This window comes from Candidatus Nitrospira salsa (genome assembly GCF_965152625.1).
In genome coordinates this window covers 297,430-317,478 of record NZ_CBCUCO010000004.1, presented here as the reverse complement: position 1 = coordinate 317,478, position 20,049 = coordinate 297,430, and the positions used below count along the sequence as shown (strand labels likewise).

General features: G+C 46.2%; 16 protein-coding genes, 1 tRNA gene and 1 pseudogene. 5 read left to right on the top strand and 13 right to left on the bottom strand.

Features of this window, described 5'->3' with window-relative positions; translation table 11 throughout:
• Positions 1-30: 30 nt before the first annotated feature.
• Positions 31-246 carry a helix-turn-helix domain-containing protein gene (locus tag ACWQXP_RS15455; RefSeq protein WP_454063770.1) on the bottom strand — a complete coding sequence of 72 codons (216 nt, stop codon included), beginning with the start codon at positions 244-246 and terminating at the stop codon, positions 31-33.
• Between the two features lie 192 nt (positions 247-438).
• Between ACWQXP_RS15455 and ACWQXP_RS15450 the strand changes: the two genes are divergently transcribed.
• On the top strand, positions 439-1,143 hold the full coding sequence (locus tag ACWQXP_RS15450) for a hypothetical protein (protein WP_454063769.1): 705 nt from the start codon (positions 439-441) through the stop codon (positions 1,141-1,143).
• A gap of 219 nt (positions 1,144-1,362) precedes the next feature.
• Positions 1,363-2,334: pseudogene (locus ACWQXP_RS15445) on the top strand (tyrosine-type recombinase/integrase); the annotation flags it as partial.
• A gap of 133 nt (positions 2,335-2,467) precedes the next feature.
• Here the strand turns inward: ACWQXP_RS15445 and ACWQXP_RS15440 are convergent.
• Positions 2,468-2,543 (bottom strand) — tRNA-Arg (locus ACWQXP_RS15440).
• Between the two features lie 210 nt (positions 2,544-2,753).
• Between ACWQXP_RS15440 and ACWQXP_RS15435 the strand changes: the two genes are divergently transcribed.
• Positions 2,754-3,395, top strand: coding sequence for a YIP1 family protein (locus ACWQXP_RS15435; protein WP_454063768.1), 642 nt, complete (start codon positions 2,754-2,756; stop codon positions 3,393-3,395).
• Positions 3,396-3,729: 334 nt separating this feature from the next.
• Positions 3,730-4,557 (top strand): hypothetical protein, encoded by an 828-nt coding sequence (locus ACWQXP_RS15430; RefSeq protein ID WP_454063767.1) that lies wholly within the window; start codon positions 3,730-3,732, stop codon positions 4,555-4,557.
• 221 nt (positions 4,558-4,778) lie between these two features.
• Here the strand turns inward: ACWQXP_RS15430 and ACWQXP_RS15425 are convergent, their stop codons facing one another.
• The 5 genes from ACWQXP_RS15425 to ACWQXP_RS15405 all read right to left on the bottom strand — a co-directional run bounded on the left by ACWQXP_RS15425 (position 4,779) and on the right by ACWQXP_RS15405 (position 10,923).
• A complete protein-coding gene (locus tag ACWQXP_RS15425) occupies positions 4,779-5,219 on the bottom strand; it encodes a hypothetical protein (protein ID WP_454063766.1) in 441 nt (146 codons plus the stop codon).
• A 33-nt stretch (positions 5,220-5,252) separates the two neighbouring features.
• Positions 5,253-6,248, bottom strand: coding sequence for an RluA family pseudouridine synthase (locus tag ACWQXP_RS15420; protein WP_454063765.1), 996 nt, complete (start codon positions 6,246-6,248; stop codon positions 5,253-5,255).
• An 885-nt stretch (positions 6,249-7,133) separates the two neighbouring features.
• Complete coding sequence (locus ACWQXP_RS15415; protein ID WP_454063764.1) at positions 7,134-8,288, bottom strand: sugar-transfer associated ATP-grasp domain-containing protein; 1,155 nt, start codon at positions 8,286-8,288, stop codon at positions 7,134-7,136.
• A gap of 76 nt (positions 8,289-8,364) precedes the next feature.
• Positions 8,365-9,408, bottom strand: coding sequence for a GNAT family N-acetyltransferase (locus tag ACWQXP_RS15410; RefSeq protein ID WP_454063763.1), 1,044 nt, complete (start codon positions 9,406-9,408; stop codon positions 8,365-8,367).
• A 207-nt stretch (positions 9,409-9,615) separates the two neighbouring features.
• Complete coding sequence (locus ACWQXP_RS15405) at positions 9,616-10,923, bottom strand: Mur ligase family protein (protein ID WP_454063762.1); 1,308 nt, start codon at positions 10,921-10,923, stop codon at positions 9,616-9,618.
• Between the two features lie 606 nt (positions 10,924-11,529).
• Between ACWQXP_RS15405 and asnB the strand changes: the two genes are divergently transcribed.
• Positions 11,530-13,416: an asparagine synthase (glutamine-hydrolyzing) gene (asnB, locus tag ACWQXP_RS15400; RefSeq protein WP_454063761.1), complete on the top strand. Its 1,887-nt coding sequence runs from the start codon at positions 11,530-11,532 to the stop codon at positions 13,414-13,416.
• 51 nt (positions 13,417-13,467) lie between these two features.
• On the opposite strand, the gene ACWQXP_RS15395 is transcribed toward asnB, so the two are convergent.
• The 6 genes from ACWQXP_RS15395 to mnmA form a co-directional block, all read right to left on the bottom strand.
• A complete protein-coding gene (locus tag ACWQXP_RS15395; protein ID WP_454063760.1) occupies positions 13,468-13,917 on the bottom strand; it encodes a F0F1 ATP synthase subunit epsilon in 450 nt (149 codons plus the stop codon).
• A complete protein-coding gene (gene atpD / locus ACWQXP_RS15390; protein WP_454063759.1) occupies positions 13,917-15,374 on the bottom strand; it encodes a F0F1 ATP synthase subunit beta in 1,458 nt (485 codons plus the stop codon). Before atpD ends, ACWQXP_RS15395 begins: the two co-directional genes overlap by 1 nt.
• A gap of 66 nt (positions 15,375-15,440) precedes the next feature.
• Positions 15,441-16,316, bottom strand: a complete 876-nt coding sequence (gene atpG / locus ACWQXP_RS15385; RefSeq protein ID WP_454063758.1) for an ATP synthase F1 subunit gamma — start codon at positions 16,314-16,316, stop codon at positions 15,441-15,443.
• A 107-nt stretch (positions 16,317-16,423) separates the two neighbouring features.
• Entirely contained in the window at positions 16,424-17,935 is a 1,512-nt protein-coding gene (gene atpA, locus ACWQXP_RS15380; RefSeq protein ID WP_454063757.1) for a F0F1 ATP synthase subunit alpha, read from the bottom strand.
• A gap of 3 nt (positions 17,936-17,938) precedes the next feature.
• Positions 17,939-18,478, bottom strand: coding sequence for an ATP synthase F1 subunit delta (gene atpH, locus ACWQXP_RS15375; RefSeq protein WP_454063756.1), 540 nt, complete (start codon positions 18,476-18,478; stop codon positions 17,939-17,941).
• 420 nt (positions 18,479-18,898) lie between these two features.
• Positions 18,899-20,044, bottom strand: a complete 1,146-nt coding sequence (gene mnmA / locus ACWQXP_RS15370; protein ID WP_454063755.1) for a tRNA 2-thiouridine(34) synthase MnmA — start codon at positions 20,042-20,044, stop codon at positions 18,899-18,901.
• Positions 20,045-20,049: the final 5 nt, after the last annotated feature.

Below are 20,049 nucleotides of genomic sequence, written 5' to 3'. Positions count from 1 at the left end.
TGTCTTGGGGTGCTAAGTGGTTTTCGAAAATTACTCATAATCTGAGTCTCTGCCAGACGGAATCCTCGCAGAAAACCCATCGTTCAAAATCTTTCGTACGGATGACTCTGGAATTCGAACCGCACGCCGTGTCGGCCTCACCACATCAATTCTTTTTTCATAAATCATCCGTCGAATCGTCGATACACGAAGTCCAAGAACCTGGGACACTTCCTCGCAGGTCATGAGCTTGTCGAGATCTTTCATATGAGCCTCCTATACCGGTTGTGATGGAATTTGACATTGAGACACCGCTTATCATAGAGTCATTATATTCATTAATATAGTACGTTATCGTAGCTAATGAACAAGTATCTATTAATATTATTAGTATGTCAATACAGTATGAACAAACCCTTGCCCCTGTGAATTTGGAACCAGTAAATTACGAAGAAGCCTATGACAAAAGCTGAAAAGAAATTTTGGGAAGAAATTAAGAAGGCCTCATCGAGAATTGGATGGACTGACGAATCGGCTTTGATATGGTTGCTGCGATTTGCTCAAACCGATGTCAGCACACTGTCTGAAGGACAGTGGTTAGACCTGAAGTCTGAGTTGGAAGTCTTTTTTTATTGCGGTCGGCCATCATCTGACCGTGACCTGGCCGACCAAGACTTTTTTGAATATCCTGCCAGGGAGACTGAAAGAACGTGGTCTCCGCTTATTAAACAAACTTCCGGAGTCGTGCCTGAAATTCAAAAGACACTTCTGCAGGCCGTGCAAGCGTTGGTGAACGAAGGAGAGGTCCGTTTCCCCCCAATTAAGATCACGCCGATTATTAAACGAGAAAGTCCAATCGGAAAACCCTTGGTCCTTCCATCCCATGGGAAAGACCCACATGATTTTTTCCTTTTTCATGCCATCCAGCTGTTGGAGGTGTTCAAAAAAAATATTCACGCATGCAATGAATGCCATCGGTTATTTTTGGGTTATCGATTTCAACAGAATTTTTGCTCACCACCCTGTCAAAATCGTGTGAATCAGAGAAAAGTTCGTGAACGAAGGGCAAAACAGGGGAAACCGAACAAAATAGTCTTGAAGCCTGGGAAGCTTGTTCCAGCTAAGAAACCGGCTTCATTATCCACAAAGGGGTCATTACGTTGATTGTGACACCTTCCCCCCTTTTCCTTTGTGGCTTAAAAGGTGTGCTGACAAAAGCAATATTTGATTTTTTATGATTTAGGAGTATTTAGGCCCTCTCAAATAAGAATAATTAAACAAAAAAGGTCAAAACTCTGAAGCTAAGCGAAAAATTCACCACAAAGTGTGGAGTTTTGTCGCGTAAAGGGTAATTTCTAGCCGCGTTTTTTAAGAGAAGATTAGATGGCACGCAAAGACGGAAAAGATCGAGGAGTTGTGTTTAAGGGCGGCAAGTGGTGGGTACGAGTGTATCCTGGAGGACGGGAAAAATGGTTTTTAGCCGACAATAAAACCCAGGCCAAAGCCCTCTATGGCAGATTAAAAGCTGAAATACGTGAGAAAAGATATTTTCCTGAACAATTTGAAGAGAAAAAAGATATTTCACTGAGCGCGTGGATTGATCGATATCTGGAAGGATCAACCAATCGTAATAAAAAAAATGAGTGTATCCATGGTCGGTTTTGGAAGTCTCGATTAGGAACTCGTACGTTACGGCAGATTTCAATCGAGAACTGTCGCCACATGCAAGCCAAACTTCTGGCGGAAGGAAGATGGAGCCCCGCAACCATCAATCGATATATGGCATTCTTGCGCCGAGTATTAATGGTGGCGATGAAGGAAGGAAATCTCGAGGTAAACCCTGTGAGCGCAGTCAAATTTTTTCCAGAGGAAAATCGCACACGATTTTTGACTGATCAAGAACTGCTCAACCTCCATCATCATTTAGACCCAGACGATTGGAAGGTCGTGGCGTTTGCTCTGGAAACCGGCTTACGTCGTGCCGAGCAATTTAACCTCCGATGGAGTCATATCTCGTTCGAGGCCACGATGCTGACCATTCCACTGTCAAAAAGTGGTTATACCCGTCATGTTCCCTTGACGGTCGAAGCGTTGACCATTTTAAGATCGCTGAATTCCATTCTGACATCTCCCTTTGTATTCTCCGGTCTGAAGAATACTCTACAACCCATGGACAGTCGGGCCTTCCTCAGACGCGCATTTGAGCCAGCGTTAAAAAAAGCAGGGATTCAAGAAGCGTCTTGGCATACCTTGCGTCATACGACGGCATCTCGCCTGGCCATGAATGGGGTGCCCATCCGAACCATTCAGGAAATACTGGGACATAGAGATATTACGACCACTCTTCGCTATGCGCATCTTTCGCCTGGGCACATCAAAGAATCTATTGAAAGGGGAAGCTTGGGACATTTGGGGATTGGAACCGGGAGTAAAACCGGGAGTAACGTGTCAGAGACGATTCGAGATCATTCAGAAGTGATTGATTTATTGGCGCGCCCGGAGAGACTCGAACTCCCAACCCTCGGTTCCGAAGACCGATGCTCTATCCATTGAGCTACGGGCGCGTAGGCTATTCTTTATACATCGCTTAACCCAACCCGTCAACCAACAGACCAGACCACATCATCCACGGTCTCTTGCTATTAGGCAAACGCGACGAAACTTGATCTCTTCTTTCGCGCACTTCGCGATATTTCTTAGGTAAATTGACGCCCCATCAAAGCTCAGAGTAAGGTACGCCATTCATCGAATCATCGTGAGAGGAACGTATTCTTATGTCAGAGACAAGCCCGCAAGAGAATCCACCATTGGCGACCGCCATTCTTCAAGATGTCTACACTATTCTCACCAACCCGAAAGGATTCTATCGCCGCATGCCGAAGGCTGGAGGATATGGCGACCCAGTTACGTTTGTCTTGGTCATTGCGGTGGTGACCGCGGTAGGGATGGCGGTCGTTTCCCTCTTTGGACTTGGGACTGTTGGCGAAGCGATGGCGGTGGGTTTTGGCGGAATTATTTTTATTCCTATCATGACATTGGTCTTAAGTTTTCTCGGTGCAGGTATTGTGTTTGCCGTATGGAAAATTATTGGCTCACAAGAACCATTTGAGGCAGCGTATCGATGCATGGCCTATGCCGCGGCTTTGTATCCTATCACGGTGGTGGCCAGTCTGATTCCTTATCTCGGCTCGATTATTGGAATTGTCTGGTGGACCTATCTCATGATTGTTGCAACAACCGAGGTTCATCGTCTACCGCAAAAAACAGCTTTTGTTGTCTTTGGAATTATAGGGATTTTCTTTGTGTCCACCAATCTTAGTAGTGAGATTGTGGTGAGGCGCATGTCCTCTGATATTGAGAATGCGGGAACCAATCTCCAGCAGTTGGAAAAGACGACTCAGGAAACATCAGAATAAAAACCTTGAACAGGATTTGAGTACGTGAAAAAATCCAGGACGGAATTTGACAATGTTCTCGGATGAATCTCATTCGCGCATCATGAAATTAATCATGAATTCTCTGCACCCTCATTCACTCTCTCCATTCCAATTTTTCACATTTGCAATCATGTCCCCAATTCCGTCCTAACCGCCGAACGGCTTGTAGCTTGTCACTGCCCAGCTAGGACTGCGTTCTCTTTCTCTAAATCCACAGCGAAAAACACACGTGAATGTAATTGAGCCTTATTGTGACTTAGGGTAGACTTCCAAAATATATTTTTTCTCATCAACTGTCATAAGAGGTGGAATAATGATTGGACGAATTGAAGGGTTTGATCAATTATTGGATGAAGGGTTTGCAGAACTTCGTCTTCGCATGAAAGATCGCGTCAGAGAAAGGCGAGTTTCACGTGAACAAGCTGCCGATCTCTTGCCACTCATTCGTGATTTGAACTTTCCTGCTCTGATGATGTTTTTGGCCAAAGGGACAGGCACCAAAGACAGTGGGAAAAGTAAAAAAATTTCATCATTTGATATTCGTGACTCGAAAGCCATTCGTGCCGCTCTGAAACGTGTTCCCTTACCGGCCGGTTTGAAGCCCAAAGAAGCGCAACAGGTGATCGATCTGCTTCTGACAGGACAATTCTTCGGTGATGTGGCCGATGCAACAGCCGCCACGCTTCATCTTATTCCCGACCTACCCATTTCTGTCGTTCGAGATGTCCGTTCACTTCCGAGACTGCCGATTCGGCTCGTCATTGCCATTAAACGAGACTTAATTTCGGTGCCAAGCCGAGTCCGTTTAGTGAAACAAGACCTCCTGGATAACGGCAAGCTTGATCGTCAACCCGTAATCTTGAACAACACGGTGAAGGTTATTTTTCAACAGGCTGCACCCTTTCAAATCGCCCAAACTCTTCAGACACTCTTGGGCAATGAAACTGTGCGTTTAGCGATTATCATTTACGCCAGATCTGAGGGCATTCAACTTAGTCAGAAAGAACTCGATGCCGTTCAAGAGGCGCTCGATCCCAACGACCCTGACTTGGGTGCGCTCGTTTTTCCAGCATTTGAACGATTTCGAAAAGATATTGGCCTGTCAAACGGGTTGAAGATGTTGGAACGGCTGGTTTTGTAAACGGGAACAAACGTATCTCGTATCTCGTCGCTCGCACCTCGTATTCCGTGAGAAGAGTCTTCTGCCTTTTCTTCACGAGATACGCTTCACGCTACACGAAGGATGCTTCACGTTCTTTACTGAGCTTTACGAGCAACAAGCGACGCATTCCGGCATGAGCGACGAGTTTGGAGAACAAAGCTCGTCGACTTTTTCAACGTTCCCCAAAGTTGAAAAGGGCATTAGTAGGAAGTGGGAGGCGGGAGTTCGAGCTCCGGTTTGTTGGCTTCCGGCAACAGTTTATGGAGACGGCGATACAGCTCTTGGATCCGTTGCTGCCCTGCTTGGGTCGTTGCGATTTTCTTATCTTTGTGAATCTCGACTAATTGCTCTACCGCTTGCTGGAGTGGAGGAACTGCATTAAAGACTTTTCCGGTTTCGAACGCTTCCAGTGAATCAATGAAAAGCGGACTCAGGCTCTTAAAGGTTGTTCCGGCTCGATCACGGAATCGATACACGATATCCTCATAGGACTCCACGGCTTCTTCGGTTGGGCGAATTCCGCCCGGAATCGACATAAACGACTGAGCCGGAACTTTCGCTGAAAACGTGGCGAGAGCCGCAACCAATTCCCCTAAAATATCGATGACTTGCGAAGATTCTAATTCTTTAGGTTTTTCCATTTTTCCAATATCCCTTACTTCTCTTGAACATCTTTATTTCTCGTTCCGTTCAGTCGAGCGACGGTCCGCCGTAGACGTGGCGTTTCGCAGACCTTCCATCACCCCAACTATATCCAGAGGCAATGGGGCTTGCAAGAGCAATTCTTTTTGAGTTGCAGGATGAACAAAACCCAACACCTTCGCATGAAGCATCACACGGGGAACCACAATGTCTTGCACCGCCATCACTTTTTTCCCGCCATATGTGGCATCACCCAAAATTGGACAGTTCAGAGAATTGAGATGTACACGCAGTTGGTGGGTTCGGCCGGTGCCGGGAATCAATTCCAAGTGACTCGCACATTTTCCATACCGCTCAAGGACTCGGTACATGGTCAGCGATTCTTTCGGTCGCGTCGTCCGAGCGGAAAACTTCTTTCGATCTTTCGTATCCCGGCCAATGGCTAATTCAATCCGACCTTGGTTGGCTTTAGGTTTTCCCCACACAACAGCTTCATAGACTCGCTTAATGCTATGTTGCTTGAACTGCGACGCAAGGGATCGATGGGCCTGATCGTTTTTAGCGACCACCATAACCCCGGTCGTATCTTTATCCAATCGATGGACTAGTCCAGGACGTTCCTTTCCGCCAATATTTGAAAGGTTTCCCTCACGCTGCACCATATGATGCAAGAGCGCATTCACTAACGTCCCGCTCCAATGTCCAGGAGCAGGATGAACCACAAGCCCGGCCGGCTTATTAATAACGAGTAATACCTCATCTTCATACATCACTTCGACCGGAATGTCCTCAGGCTCTATTTCTATAGGTTCCGGACGAGGAACCGTGAGAACAATTCGATCGCCGGGCTTGATCTTATGACTTGGCTTGACTGATTGCCCATCAACGGTAATATGGCTCTCAAGGATAAGACGTTGAAGAGCGGTTCGTGAGAAATACGGATCTCGATTGGCAAGAAAATGATCAAGCCGCTTCGTGGATTCCCCAGGAGTCACAATAATTTCCGTTCGTGTTTCAACGTGCGGCATGACAATTCCCTCAAAATACTGAAATCAACATTTTGTGTAGTACGATCAGAGCAGAAGCTTTTTATCCTGGAGTGTTCTCTATGAACATCACTGAAGCTCAATGTGCTGAATTACGACTGCCTTTACTCATTGTCTCTAAACACCAGAAAAAATTTCAGAACAATTCTAGAAAGCATTCTACTAGGCTATCCTCCCTCCGTCATCTATAAGTTGCTCCAATACACTTCATGATCAGACAATCACCACGTCCTATAGCTTCCTAACTACCTATGATCTGACGCCTGCTGGCTCTAGCCGTGCCACGACTTTTTCATATAGTTGACATGTGTTCTTGCGTTTGACCAGGCATGTGCATTCCGTGAGAAAGAATGAGGTTTCGCTAGAGTCCGTTGAGTGAGCGCCTCTCATACTGGGCGGGCTTGTTTGAGCGAAGCGAGTTTGCCCGCCCTACCAAACGGGGTTCATCTCATCCGATGAGCCTGGCCTGGGCGTTCATGGTTTTGGGTCCTTTTGCCGAAACAAAAGGGCCTCGGCTGCCGGGACGAACCCCGGCAGAGAGCAAAAACCTAGGACGATAAGAAATGCATACGATGAATAAGGGAATGGGAATGAGCCATGTTCTTGAGCCAAAGCTCTTCTGACACTATAGCAATCTACAAACGTTCCAAACAGGAACATACAACCATCTAGGGCACCGGTAAAAACTTATGTGGTTTCGCTATGGAATCTTGGAACCATTTCCAACGCAATGACACCAACTCCCAGTAGGCGGATTGAAGGACACCGGCTGAAAACAAGATCTGTTTGTCAAAGGAACGATAGGTAGCACAAGTCAGCAGATGATGAACGAACCGAATATTGTGTGTACAGGAAGGAAAGTGCCGATTAGGCTCCAGATGAACCCTGTTGTTCTCGCATCGTCCGTTGGACAATCGAGGCAATTTCCTGACGAAACGCTTCGTGATCCTCAAGAGCTGCGCTAACTTCCGGCGATAAAAACCCTTTTCCTGAAGCATGTTGGAGAAGGTCTAAGTTTCCTCGGAAGTTCACTTCTAAGAGAAGTGGGCCCTTGTCAGAAATTGCCACATCGAAATGCAACAAGCGTAAACCAGGGAGAAGTCGAGCGGCTGTGAGACACAGATCTTCCACTTTTTCCCAATCAGGAATCCTGAGAGGCCTCAGTTCAGCACCGGTATCAGGATGAGTCGAAATCTGCGTGAATTCTCCATCGGTGGCTTGCCCGATTACTCTGTAGACATCACCTGTCGTGACATCAACCGAAGCTAACAAATTCCCAGTCCGACCATGTTGGAAATTATCAATAATATTACTACCCGTTGGAATTTTCCAGACAGCACGGCAAAGCTGAGGGCCGTACTTTGTCATAATCACCACGACGCGCAGGGTTGAAGATCGTGAGCCACATCGAATCGCCAGATCAGGGTGAGGCTTGAACACATCCTGAAAAATTTGCCCACCGGATAATTTGGTTTCGAGACCCTCGATAAATTCAGAAATCGATGACTGTGTACCATTGGCGAACACGACAGAATCATCTTGCGGACAATAGGAAGATAAGTAGTGAGCGCCACGCCCAAAATTTCCATGACTCGGTTTGACAAAAATGGGATAGACAGCTTGGCTTTTGAGATAAATGGTCAGCGTTTCCTGAGAAGAAAATGTCGGAATTCCTTTAATAAACCGACCGTTCATATCAAAAATCGCTTGGATACGCGGATAGGGAATTCCTGCTCCCTCCATAAATGTATAAAACACAATCTTGTCGAGAGACAGTCCACCCCATTCAACTTTATTAAAGGTATTATTAATGAACGATTCGCTATTCCATCCAATAAACTCTTCTTTTGCTGACACGTCATACCGCTGATCATCAAATAATCCATAATCAAAGTACTCCGAAGGGCCAATCTTTCCACGAGACCGATGCAGGCGCACAATCTCCATCGCCTGTGCGAGAAGACCCTTTCCACTCTGACTCTTTGCCTGTCTGGCGCGCGCGAAGATCGCAGCAACATTCATTCGAATCTCCTTCAAATCGTAAAAACGAGAGAACCTGAGGCGTTATGCACTCTGGTCAACTCTATCTCCAGAACGGTTATCCACCGACATGAGTTTCTTCCGGCTTACCCCCAAATACATTTTTGGCAAGCACAATGCTCATATGGCGAAAGTAGTTAATGTGATACATCGTACGAAAGTCATTCGTCCATTTATCTGTCCATCCTTCGTTCACACGGCCATAGGTTTCCACATATTCGATTTCTTTGTCGTTGAACAATCGTTTTAAAATTTCATATTGAAGAATAAAACCAGGCGAGAGATGTCGATAGGTTTCATCATAGGCCATCTTTAAAAAGACGATCATGCCATTTCGTCGAAGACAGATTTTTTGGGCGACAGGTTTTTCATTAAATCGTAGAGTGTAGATCACACCTTCGTTGGCTTGACTCATCTTCTCTAGCAGATGTTGATAAAACTGCCCTTGAACATTATCGGACGTCACCGCCGTGCCTTCTCGACCCTTCCAGCCTGATTCTTCCAATCTCCCATATTCCTGTATCCCACGCTGCATGTCTTCAGGAGCCTGCAGGACATCGACCGATGGACACAGTCCCTCTCGTTCTAACCGCCGCAAACGTTTTCGGACATTCCCTCTGAGGTCGTTGGCTCTCTTATTCCAATATGGTTCAAAGTCTCCGTGTATTGGTATTCGTGCCGTTTTCATATAGCTCTTCACTTCGATTCTCTCGTGCGTTTCGACAGAATCAAACACACCAAAGTGAGGATCTTGCTGCGTGACACCTAAGCCCAATGCATAGCCTGGAAGACTTTTCAATATTCCTCTCATTTGCTCTTCGAGATTTGTTGGATTTCCGAGAAGAATCGGCCCAATCGGTGCCTGAGACGGTTGAAACGTACTCCACATTCCTAACCCAACATTCTCTACCAAAACCATTCCAGGGTATTCTCGACTATTAGAAATACCCAATAAGGTCTTCTCATTTGAAAAGTATTTGACGAGTGCTTCCCAAAACTTCGAATCAAGTAACACATGGTTATCGATGTTTGCGTTCAGGTTATCCCACTGTTCTTGGTAGCGTTGAAAAACCTCGTGCCCTTTATAAAAAGTCCAATTCATGAATCGTCAACAAAGAAAAAAGAATGAGGTTGAATGGGAAATAACTGAAATGCCCAATCCGATCGATAGAGAAATTTCTCGAAGACAGCGCTCGAAACAATCAAGAGCTCATACTCTATGAGATCGACTCATTTCCTGAAAAAGTTGAGGGCTTTCTGAGCAGTCGTGGAATGTTATGGAGATAGGAATAAGAAGTGTGAGCGTTCCTTAGACCAAAATATGGGGAGGGGCCATAAAACCATCGAACTTCGAGTCCCATTCAAACCCCAATTGCGTACATCGGTCACAGAGGTATTGGCGTGGACAGGTCTCTAACGTGCAGGTGACATGATCCAGTTGCGCGAGGAAAATTCGAGAAAGGTGATCGCTCGTCCTGCCTTTGAGTAAGACGAGATCCCCAGGACCTAACTCATCCTTTAAAAACAATGCGGCTTCTGCAACGGTAAAAAACGAATGAACGCGTTCTGGCAACATCCCGGCATTTAGCGCAGCGCGGCTGGCATAGTGACTTCGTTCTCCAACAAATATCGCCCAATCTGCCACTTGAGGTGCCTGACGACCAAGGCGACGAGCACGGTCGCGAGGGCTCAAACTTGAATCCGAAAAATCACTGACCACGATAAACTTTCGCTCCGCAATCGCCCGTTCCATGGCAGAGAATGCCGTCTGAAAGGTCGTGATTGAACCATTCCACTCATCTCGAATAATCGTGGCGCCATTCGGTAAGGTCACGGGCTGCATCCGCGCCCAAAATGGCTGAATCGCTTCAATGGCTTGAACGGCATCGGCTAACGGAACCCCACAAGAAACGCCGGTTGCCAGGGCCGCAAGAATCGAATCCACCCAATGGGTCCCAATAAATGCGGTATGAACTTTTTGGGTCTCACCACGGTGTTGTACCTGAAGTTCAAGACGTTCCGGCCATTGTGAATTAATATGAGAAGCCCGAAACTCGGCATCTTCGCCTGTTCCAAACAGACAGGTCTCGAAAGAACCTAACGCACGCATGGCTGCAACGTTTGGATCATCGCCATTAAGAATGGCACGCTTCTTCGCTCCCAAAGTACGAACTAATTCAGATTTTTCTTTGACGATATTTTCTATGTTCTTAAATGTATTCGAATGACAGAGTTTTACGCCAAGCATGACCACGATATCAGGCCGTAGAATCTTGACCAGATGCTTCATGTCGCCGGGGGCCTCAATCGCCGTTTCAATCACCGCAAACCGATGCCATGGGCGGACACTCAAAATCGTTCCCGCCACACCTCCGAATCTATACGCATTCCACGTCCCGGATGTTTTGGCCGTGAGGTATTTTGAGGATAGAATTGCTGCCAAGAGTTCCTTCGTGGTTGTTTTTCCCGTACTGCCAGAAATGGCAATAATGGTGGTTCGAAATAACAGAAAACGCCAGAGATACGCGGATGGGTATCGGAGTCGACTCACCGTTTTTTCCCATAACCGAATACAGGGATAGCGAAGGCGAAGGATTTTTTTGATGATTTCAGGCAACCGCATATTCGATAGAGAGCATATTCCAGTTCAATGGCATGGCATTTCTACCAACCACTATCAACGACTCCAATTAACTTCCAATGGTGCCTAGGCCACGGTTGTTGCACGCCAGTGGTAGAACTGCATGGGCAGCCAATGTTGAACTCTGATTTCCCACTGAAGTGTTAATTCAAAGTAGCCTAGACAGCGTAAGACTCTAGCGAATTTAAATAAGTTCCAGTCAAGCTAGCCCTTGGATACGATCGTTCCAAAGACCAAGCTTTATTGATGGACAAACAATAATGACGACTTAGTAATCATTTTGGTGCCAGCATGACAGGTATCTAAGTAACCCAGCGTCATGATCCACATCAAACATTGACAGTTCATGGAATCGGCTATAGGCCCCAAACATCGGAAGTTATTTGAAACGGTCATAGGAAAAGATTAATACTTCCTATCGACCGAGCCGAAGAGACTCTTTAGAACTTTTCCATTTTATATTATTGAGCGTTAGGACCGTTCTCAGTCCGATATGATCCATTGAGATAAAAATGGATTCGTTGTTCGTGTCACCTTGTTCAATCGAACGCTCAAACTATTCCTGATTCGGAGACCAATATTATGTGCGGAATATTTGGAATTCTCCATCATCAGCATGACACCGTTCCAGACAAGTCAAAGCTCGAGAAGACGGCTCTGCTTCTTGAACATCGAGGACCAGATTCTTACGGCATTCATGCCGACACCGGCATCGGTCTTGTTCATACTCGACTGTCATTGCTTGATTTGCAGGCACGGAGTAATCAACCTTTTTGGGACCCCCAGGGCCGCTATGCGCTGGTGTACAACGGAGAAATTTATAATTTTAAAGAGATGAGAGAAAGGTTAGAACGTCGAGGCCATACATTCAGGACAACGAGCGATACTGAAACGTTGTTGCAATGTCTTATGACAGATGGTGTGGAAGAAACACTACCGACTCTTGAAGGGATGTTCTCATTTACGCTCTATGACAAATTAGAGCAGACGCTCACCCTTGTTCGTGATCGGTTCGGCATGAAGCCACTCTTTATTTGTGATACCAATGAGGTATTTCTCTTCTCGTCTGAGATCCAAGCCATGCGACCGTGGCTCACCTTCACTCCTGACAAACTCTCCATTTCATCATTTCTCTTTGGATTTGGTGGACCTACAAAAGGCCACACCTTTTTTCACAACATCAGGAGTCTTTCTCCCGGTACGATACTGAGAATCAAAGCGGGTCATGCCAGTCACACCAGTCCGTTCTTTTCTATGACTGACTTTTGGGATCAAACTCAAGCCAATCGCTTGCAGAACCTAAAGCCGAAAAATTTGGTCGATGAAATAGAGGAATTATTGTTAGAAAGTGTGAGAAAACAATTATTGGTAGCCGATGTGCCCGTTGGAGCCCTGTGCAGCGGTGGGGTTGACTCGTCGTTGATCATGGCCATGGCAGCAACTTTTCACAAAAACCTTGCTATCTTTCACGCCAATATTGTGGGACCGAACAGTGAGTTGGAGGCCGCCACTCGGCTCGCTGAACACTTGGGGTTGGAATTGAACACAGTAAATGTACATGATCAGGACTTTATCGATAGCATGCCAGATGTCATTGAACATTTTGGACACCCCTACTATGAATGTCCTCAGTCTATCCCCATACTGTTGGTTTCTCGATTGATTCACAGTCATCGCATTAAAGCCGTCTTATCTGGAGAAGGCTCCGATGAATGCTATTTAGGCTATAATTGGGTCGTACCAAATATTCAACAATGGCGGCACTATATTAAAGACATAAGTAAAAGACTCCTACGATTCACCGGAGCAACATTGTCCTCCAGACAAAATCGCAACATAAACATTCATGAATTGATACTGGGATTACATAACCGATTTGAAGTGAATCTGGAAAATGATGAAATCGACGAGCTGAAACAATTAACCAACTGCACGACATTACACAATAGTACGAGCAAATCATTAAAATTACTCAACTATGGTCTACGAGGCTTACTTCACCGCAATGATTCAATGGGCATGGCCGCAAGCGTGGAGTCCCGATTTCCTTTTCTTGATACCAAATTAGTTCAGCTCGCGGTAAATGTTCCTTATAAGCACAAGGTCCGATTTTCACCAACAACTCTTGATACTAATCACCTCTTTTTTTGTGATAAATGGATACTCAGAGAGGTGGCCAAGAGGTATTTGCCGCCAGATCTGAGTCATCGATCAAAAAGACCATTTTCTGTTGATGCCTATCGTCGTTCAAAAATCTCCTCAGATTTTTTTGACAAGTCCTTCGTCTCGGAGCTATTTGGCCTCTCTTCACGAGAACGGACATATTTAGCTGACCACATCTCTGGAAGCCCGACCTTGAAGACAAAACTTATTCAATTGGAAGTCTGGGCACACATTTTCTTAAAGAATGACTCGAAAGAGTCAATTCTCAACACCCTGCAACGAAATATTTCTGTGACGGCTGTTTAAAGAAAATGGACGCAGAAGGTAGGAGAAGGTAGGAGCCTGAAAGGAAGCTTATTAGGAAAGAGAGTGACGCTGTTTCAGACGACCTGCAATTTTTTGCCGCAATCGAGCTTTTTCGAGACTAACCTGTGCTTCTTTTACTTCTGAAGGAAGTCCGCCACGTTCCAGCTGTTGCTCAGCTTCTCGGACGGCTTCTTCAGCACGTTCAACGTTGATATCTTCGGCCTTTTCGGCTATCTCGGCGAGAATGGTCACTTTCTTCGGAGTCACTTCAGCAAAGCCCCAGAGAACAGACATAAAATGCGTTTCTTCGCCAATACGATAGTGCAATTCACCGATGCGTAACGTCGTCAAAAAATGACAATGCCCAGGGAGGACACCAAAATCACCCTCGCTCCCAGGTGCAGAAACATAATCGACTTCCTGGCTCAACAGACGATGGTCGGGGGTGACAACCTCTAAAAGAATTTTACCTGCAGTCACGGCGGTAGGAGAAAGAGCCATTACACTTTATACCCCAATTTTTCAGCTTTTTCTATGGCTTCTTCAATTGGACCTACCATATAAAAGGCTTGTTCCGGTAGGTGGTCATATTTGCCATCGACAATTTCTTTGAAACTGCGAACGGTATCCGTCAATTTCACATATTTCCCAGGAGATCCGGTGAAGGCTTCGGCGACATGGAAGGGCTGCGATAAGAACCGTTGTAACTTTCGAGCTCTGGCCACGGTTTGTTTATCATCTTCTGAGAGCTCATCCATTCCCAAAATTGCAATGATGTCTTGCAAATCTTTGTATTTCTGCAACGTCCCTTGGACGCGTTGCACGACTCCGTAATGTTCTTCACCCAAAATTTGCGGATCCAAAATCCGAGATGTGGAGTCCAATGGATCCACAGCTGGATAAATGCCCAGCTCTGCCAAACTCCGCGACAGCACAGTCGTGGCATCTAAGTGAGCAAACGCCGTCGCTGGTGCAGGATCGGTCAAATCGTCTGCAGGAACGTACACGGCTTGGACGGAGGTGATTGAACCACTTTTCGTCGACGTAATACGTTCTTGCAAGGTTCCCATTTCGGTTCCCAACGTTGGCTGATAACCGACGGCTGATGGCATGCGTCCTAACAATGCTGACACTTCCGAGCCTGCTTGCGTAAATCGGAATATATTATCCACGAACAACAACACGTCTTGGTTTTCTTCATCGCGGAAATATTCGGCAATGGTCAGACCTGTTAAGCCGACACGCAGTCGAGCCCCTGGTGGTTCGTTCATTTGACCATACACAAGTGCCGCTTTAGACTTGGAAAAGTCTTTAGGGTCAATAACTTTAGAATCCTGCATTTCATGCCACAAGTCATTGCCTTCGCGAGTTCGTTCACCGACTCCGGCAAAAACTGAATAACCCCCATGATGCAATGCAATATTGTTAATCAGCTCCATAATAATGACGGTTTTTCCTACGCCAGCACCACCAAAGAGTCCGACTTTTCCACCTTTCGCATAAGGCTCCAGCAAGTCAACAACTTTAATACCGGTTTCTAAGACTTCAGTTTTGGTTTCTTGGTCCTCTAACGCTGGAGCAGAACGGTGGATGGACCAACGTTTCTTCGCTGGAACAGGGCCATACCCGTCAACTGGATCACCTAACACGTTCATGATCCGACCCAATGTTTCTTTTCCCACTGGAACGGAAATCGCGGCACCGGTATCCACCACTTCAAGCCCTCTGACTAACCCATCAGTCGAGGACATAGAAATTGCGCGAACCCGATTTTCTCCAAGGTGCTGAGCCACCTCCAGAGTCAATGTGTCTCCGGCCTCACCAGTCTGTTCCCCCGCCACTTGAGCAATCGTCAAGGCATTAAAAATATGCGGGAGCTTTCCTGGCGGGAACTCAATGTCGACCACCGGTCCAATGACTTGCACGATTTTTCCGTTTTCTGTATCGGTACCCACCATAGACTCCTTGGTTTGGAAAAGGTTTAGGAACTCTGTGACATAAACGGTTCCTGCACAACCCTTAATTTATTGAATAGCCTCAGCGCCGCCGACGATATCCATCAGTTCTTTGGTAATCGCTGCCTGACGAGTTTTGTTATAAAACAAGGTCACCTTCTTAATCAGCTCGCCAGCATTACGCGTGGCTCCGTCCATAGCCGTCATCCGTGCAGCCTGTTCCGCAGCGGCTGACTCTAACAGTGCACGATACATTTGAATCTCAAAATGTTTCGGCAACAACGTCTCCAATAATTCACCTTCATCTGGTTCATAGAGGTAGCCGCCTACGGTTTCTGGGGCATCCTCTTCTTGGTCTTCATGAAGGGATTCAATGGGCAAGAATTTCTCGACAATCACTTCTTGCTGCATAGCGGATTTAAATTCATTGTAGACAACATAGAGATGATCAAACGTGCCTGCATGATATTCAGACACAACGTTCTGACCAATATCCAAGGCATGTTCAAAGCTGAGACGATCAAATACCCCTGGCCATTCTTGTCGAATAGGCCAATCACGTCGTTTAAAAAAATCAATGGACTTCCTGCCTATAAGGCTCACCGAGACCTGTTTCCCTAGTCGACGTTGTTCTTCTAAAAATTCGCCCGCCCGACGAAGGATATTCGTGTTAAAGGCTCCACATAGGCCACGATCACTGGTCACCACCAGTAGTTCAAGCGTCTGGCCATCACGTCGGCTTAAGAGCGGATGGGCGGACCTGTTGACGCGTTGGCTTAAATTACTCATGACTTCCCGTAATTGATGAGCATAGGGTCGAGCCGCGAGAATCCGTTCTTGCGCACGCTTCAATTTTGCGGCCGCCACCATTTTCATGGCTTTGGTAATTTTTTGGGTATTTTTAACGGAAGCAATTTTCCGTCGAAGACTTTGAAGACTTGGCATAATTCTCTTGCGTCGTTCGTTTCGCGTATTTCGTCGCTCGCGTGAAGAGTCTTTCTGGTTTTTACGAGATACGACTCACAGTTAACGAGATACGTTTTTTAGAGGTGTTATTCGTACCCTTTTGATTTCTTAAACTCCGTGATAATTTGCTTGAGTTTGCCACCGAATTCATCATCAATTTTCTTAATCGATTTCACCTCATCAAGCATTTGAGAATTTTTCTCTTTCACATACGCGATGAGCCCTTGTTCAAATTCACGAATTTTATTGACCGGCACATTGTCAAGGAAGCCATTGACGCCTGCATAAATGGAAAGGACTTGCGTGGCAACTGGCATCGGTTTGTATTGCTCTTGTTTGAGCAATTCCACCATCCGTTCTCCTCTTGCCAATTGAGCTTGCGTGGCTTTATCCAAATCACTGCCAAACTGAGCAAATGCTGCCATTTCTCGGTATTGCGCCAGATCCAATCTCAGTGTTCCCGCGACTTGCTTCATGGTTTTAATTTGGGCGGACCCCCCGACGCGTGAGACCGAGAGGCCGACATTAATCGCTGGCCGTATGCCAGAATAAAACAAGTCGGAAGCTAGAAAGATCTGCCCATCAGTAATGGAAATCACGTTGGTGGGGATATAGGCAGAGACGTCACCGGCTTGCGTTTCGATGATTGGCAAGGCCGTCAAACTACCAGAACCTTTTTCTTCACTCATCTTTGCGGCACGTTCTAATAACCGAGAATGCAAATAAAACACATCCCCTGGATAGGCTTCACGGCCTGGGGGCCGACGAAGCAGAAGGGAAAGCTGACGGTAGGCGGTGGCATGTTTGGACAAATCATCATACACAATGAGTGCATGTTTCCCATTATCACGGAAATATTCCGCCATGGTCACACCGGCATATGGCGCAAAAAACTGTAGCGAAGCCGAGTCACTGGCGGTAGCCGAAATGACCGTCGTATATTCCATTGCCCCATGATCTTCTAACGTCTTCACCACTCGGGCAACAGTCGAACGTTTTTGGCCAATCGCAACGTAGAAACAATAGACATCTAAGCCTTTTTGGTTAATGATGGTGTCAACGGCAATAGCCGTCTTTCCCGTTTGACGATCGCCAATAATGAGCTCCCGTTGTCCGCGCCCAATAGGAATCATCGCATCAATGGCTTTGAGGCCAGTTTGCAGAGGCTCCCCAACCGATTGCCGATCCACAACACCAGGCGCTTTGATTTCAAGCAGCCTAGACTCAGTGGAATTGATAGTGCCTTTTCCATCAATAGGTATCCCAATCGAATCAACAACTCGACCAACCAAGGCTTCGCCCACGGGGACTTCAGCGATCCGACCTGTACGTTTAACAGGATCTCCTTCACGAATGCCCACATCTTCCCCGAGTAACACCACACCCACGCTATCTTCTTCTAGATTAAGGGCAACTCCATATAACCCACCGGGAAATTCAAGCAGCTCCCCGGACATGGCTCCATCTAGACCATAAACTTTGGCGATATTGTCACCGACTTGGATGACATAGCCCATCTCCTGCACGTCGACCCGCTGGTCAAACCCTTTAATTTTTTCTTGAATGATGGAACTAATCTCTTCTGCCTTAATCTGCATAATTTACCCCTTTGCCAGGCGGGTCCTCATATTGGCTAATTTTCCTCGCACAGTACTGTCAAAAACACGGCTTCCAATGCGAATTTGGAGGCCGGCAATTAAGCTGTCATCCGTGTCAAATTTGATTTTAACGGCCCGGTTTAATTTGCGGGTCAAGTCCGATTGCAGTTCTTCCTGCTCCGTTGAAGACAATCGATTGGCTGAAGAAACCCATACATGCTGCAAACCATTTTTTTCATCAACAAGATCACTGAAGGCTTCCCCGATTTCAGGCAGAAGGATTCCCCGATTTTTTCTTAACAGTTCTTCGAAAAATTGCTTCAGGATTGAAGGCGCACCCGACCGTTCACTCATTTCATGGAGCAGAGCCACTTTTTCCTCAAAGGTAAAAATCGGGGAGGCCAGGGCGTGTTTAAACGATTGAGAGGCCGCGAGCGATTCGGATATCGTATCCAAGCTCTTGGAGACTACGGTAATACTCTGATCGTCAAGCAATTGAAAAAGCGCGGTAGCATACCGACGCGCAACTGAACGTTTGTTCACGGTTTACTGAAACCTTTTAAAATTCATTTTGAGGATTACTGAACCAAAATAGTTTGAGAGTGCTGCCGTTGGTTAGACACCGTCCAGATTGTAAGAATCCGTGTTTGGAATGGTCTCTTCATTATGAAGCGATAAAGACCACACTTCAGGATGACGGCACAGGTGCCAATCAGTAGATATAACCGTTCTTATGACTAAGAACACGATGCATGGCCATCCTCTATTCGCGTCTCTCACTCCTTCTGACGTAACAATCACTAGCGTCAACCATGACACTACGTGACTTTACACGACATGTGTCGATACTTTTGGGAACGGCTATATAACGGAGGAGAGCACAAACGAGGCAAAATTAGCATGGGTGAGTGGGGCTGTCAACTCAAATACAGAAATTTACGCTTGTAAGACTAATGGAAAAACTTATAAGGACTGAAGCGATGAGGCAGGCTTCTGACGTTGAACCTGAATGGGTTCTTGACCACGCTGAATAATCCCGCCACCCAACACCCAGCCGGCTTCATCATAAAACACGACTGATTGTCCGGGACTTAACGAGCGTTGAGGTGTAATAAATTTCAGCACAATAGTAGCTTCTTGATCCCAGGTAACCGTTGCAGTTGCCGGGGTTGTCGCATAGCGGCATTTGGCAAGGACATTCGCTCCCTCAGTGAGATGTTCCTGATGAAAAATATTTAATTCCGAAAGACGGCATTCCCACATATCGAGGTCTTCTGCAGCCCCTAAGACGACTGTATTGCTTTCAGGAATCACGTGATGAACATATAAACGTTCACCAGTGGCGATCCCTAGTCCTTTTCGTTGGCCAGATGTATAGAAGGCCACACCATTATGTTTCCCAATGGGACTTCCCTGCATATCAACAAACGTTCCAGGCTTCATCGACTCTGGGGCATTAACCTTAAGGAATTCTCTGTAGTCACCTTGAGTCACAAAACAAATTTCCTGACTTTCTTTTAATTCCTCAGTTGGAAGACCCATTTTCTCTGCACGACTCCATACTTCAGATTTTTGAAGTTGGCCAACCGGAAAGAGAATATGCGGAAGCCAGTCAGGTGAAATGCGATACAAAAAGTATGACTGATCTTTTTTTCGGTCTTCGGCTATGCCGAGCTGAAGAAGCCCATTTGGACTTTTCCCAATCTTTGCATAATGGCCAGTTGCCACATAATCAGCACCTATTCTTTTGGCATGTGTATACAACGAGCCAAATTTGACCCGCTCATTACATCTCACACAAGGATTTGGGGTTTCTCCGCTGAGATAGGCTTGAGTGAAATTATCAATGACCCCTTTTTGAAAAATCTCTCGGGTGTCGATGACTTCATGGGGAATATTTAGTAGTTGAGCAACATGTTTAGCGATTCCAACCTTACAACACCCTCGCTCTTCCCATCGCTTTGATGTTCTGGTTTCTTCTGTTTCTTCCTCCCAAACCTGAAGGGTTACACCTTGAACATCATAGCCCTGCTCAACCAGAATTGAAGCCGCGACCGAGCTATCGACTCCGCCGCTCATCCCCAGGACAACTGTAGGTCGAATAGACACGAGAT

What these genes read in the sequence shown, in the direction of transcription:
- ACWQXP_RS15455 (WP_454063770.1), bottom strand. Translation starts at nt 246, where the DNA reads ATGAAAGATCTCGACAAGCTCATGACCTGCGAGGAAGTGTCCCAGGTT.
- ACWQXP_RS15450 (WP_454063769.1), top strand. Translation starts at nt 439, where the DNA reads ATGACAAAAGCTGAAAAGAAATTTTGGGAAGAAATTAAGAAGGCCTCA.
- ACWQXP_RS15435 (WP_454063768.1), top strand. Translation starts at nt 2,754, where the DNA reads ATGTCAGAGACAAGCCCGCAAGAGAATCCACCATTGGCGACCGCCATT.
- ACWQXP_RS15430 (WP_454063767.1), top strand. Translation starts at nt 3,730, where the DNA reads ATGATTGGACGAATTGAAGGGTTTGATCAATTATTGGATGAAGGGTTT.
- ACWQXP_RS15425 (WP_454063766.1), bottom strand. Translation starts at nt 5,219, where the DNA reads ATGGAAAAACCTAAAGAATTAGAATCTTCGCAAGTCATCGATATTTTA.
- ACWQXP_RS15420 (WP_454063765.1), bottom strand. Translation starts at nt 6,248, where the DNA reads ATGCCGCACGTTGAAACACGAACGGAAATTATTGTGACTCCTGGGGAA.
- ACWQXP_RS15415 (WP_454063764.1), bottom strand. Translation starts at nt 8,288, where the DNA reads ATGAATGTTGCTGCGATCTTCGCGCGCGCCAGACAGGCAAAGAGTCAG.
- ACWQXP_RS15410 (WP_454063763.1), bottom strand. Translation starts at nt 9,408, where the DNA reads ATGAATTGGACTTTTTATAAAGGGCACGAGGTTTTTCAACGCTACCAA.
- asnB (WP_454063761.1), top strand. Translation starts at nt 11,530, where the DNA reads ATGTGCGGAATATTTGGAATTCTCCATCATCAGCATGACACCGTTCCA.
- ACWQXP_RS15395 (WP_454063760.1), bottom strand. Translation starts at nt 13,917, where the DNA reads ATGGCTCTTTCTCCTACCGCCGTGACTGCAGGTAAAATTCTTTTAGAG.
- atpD (WP_454063759.1), bottom strand. Translation starts at nt 15,374, where the DNA reads ATGGTGGGTACCGATACAGAAAACGGAAAAATCGTGCAAGTCATTGGA.
- atpG (WP_454063758.1), bottom strand. Translation starts at nt 16,316, where the DNA reads ATGCCAAGTCTTCAAAGTCTTCGACGGAAAATTGCTTCCGTTAAAAAT.
- atpA (WP_454063757.1), bottom strand. Translation starts at nt 17,935, where the DNA reads ATGCAGATTAAGGCAGAAGAGATTAGTTCCATCATTCAAGAAAAAATT.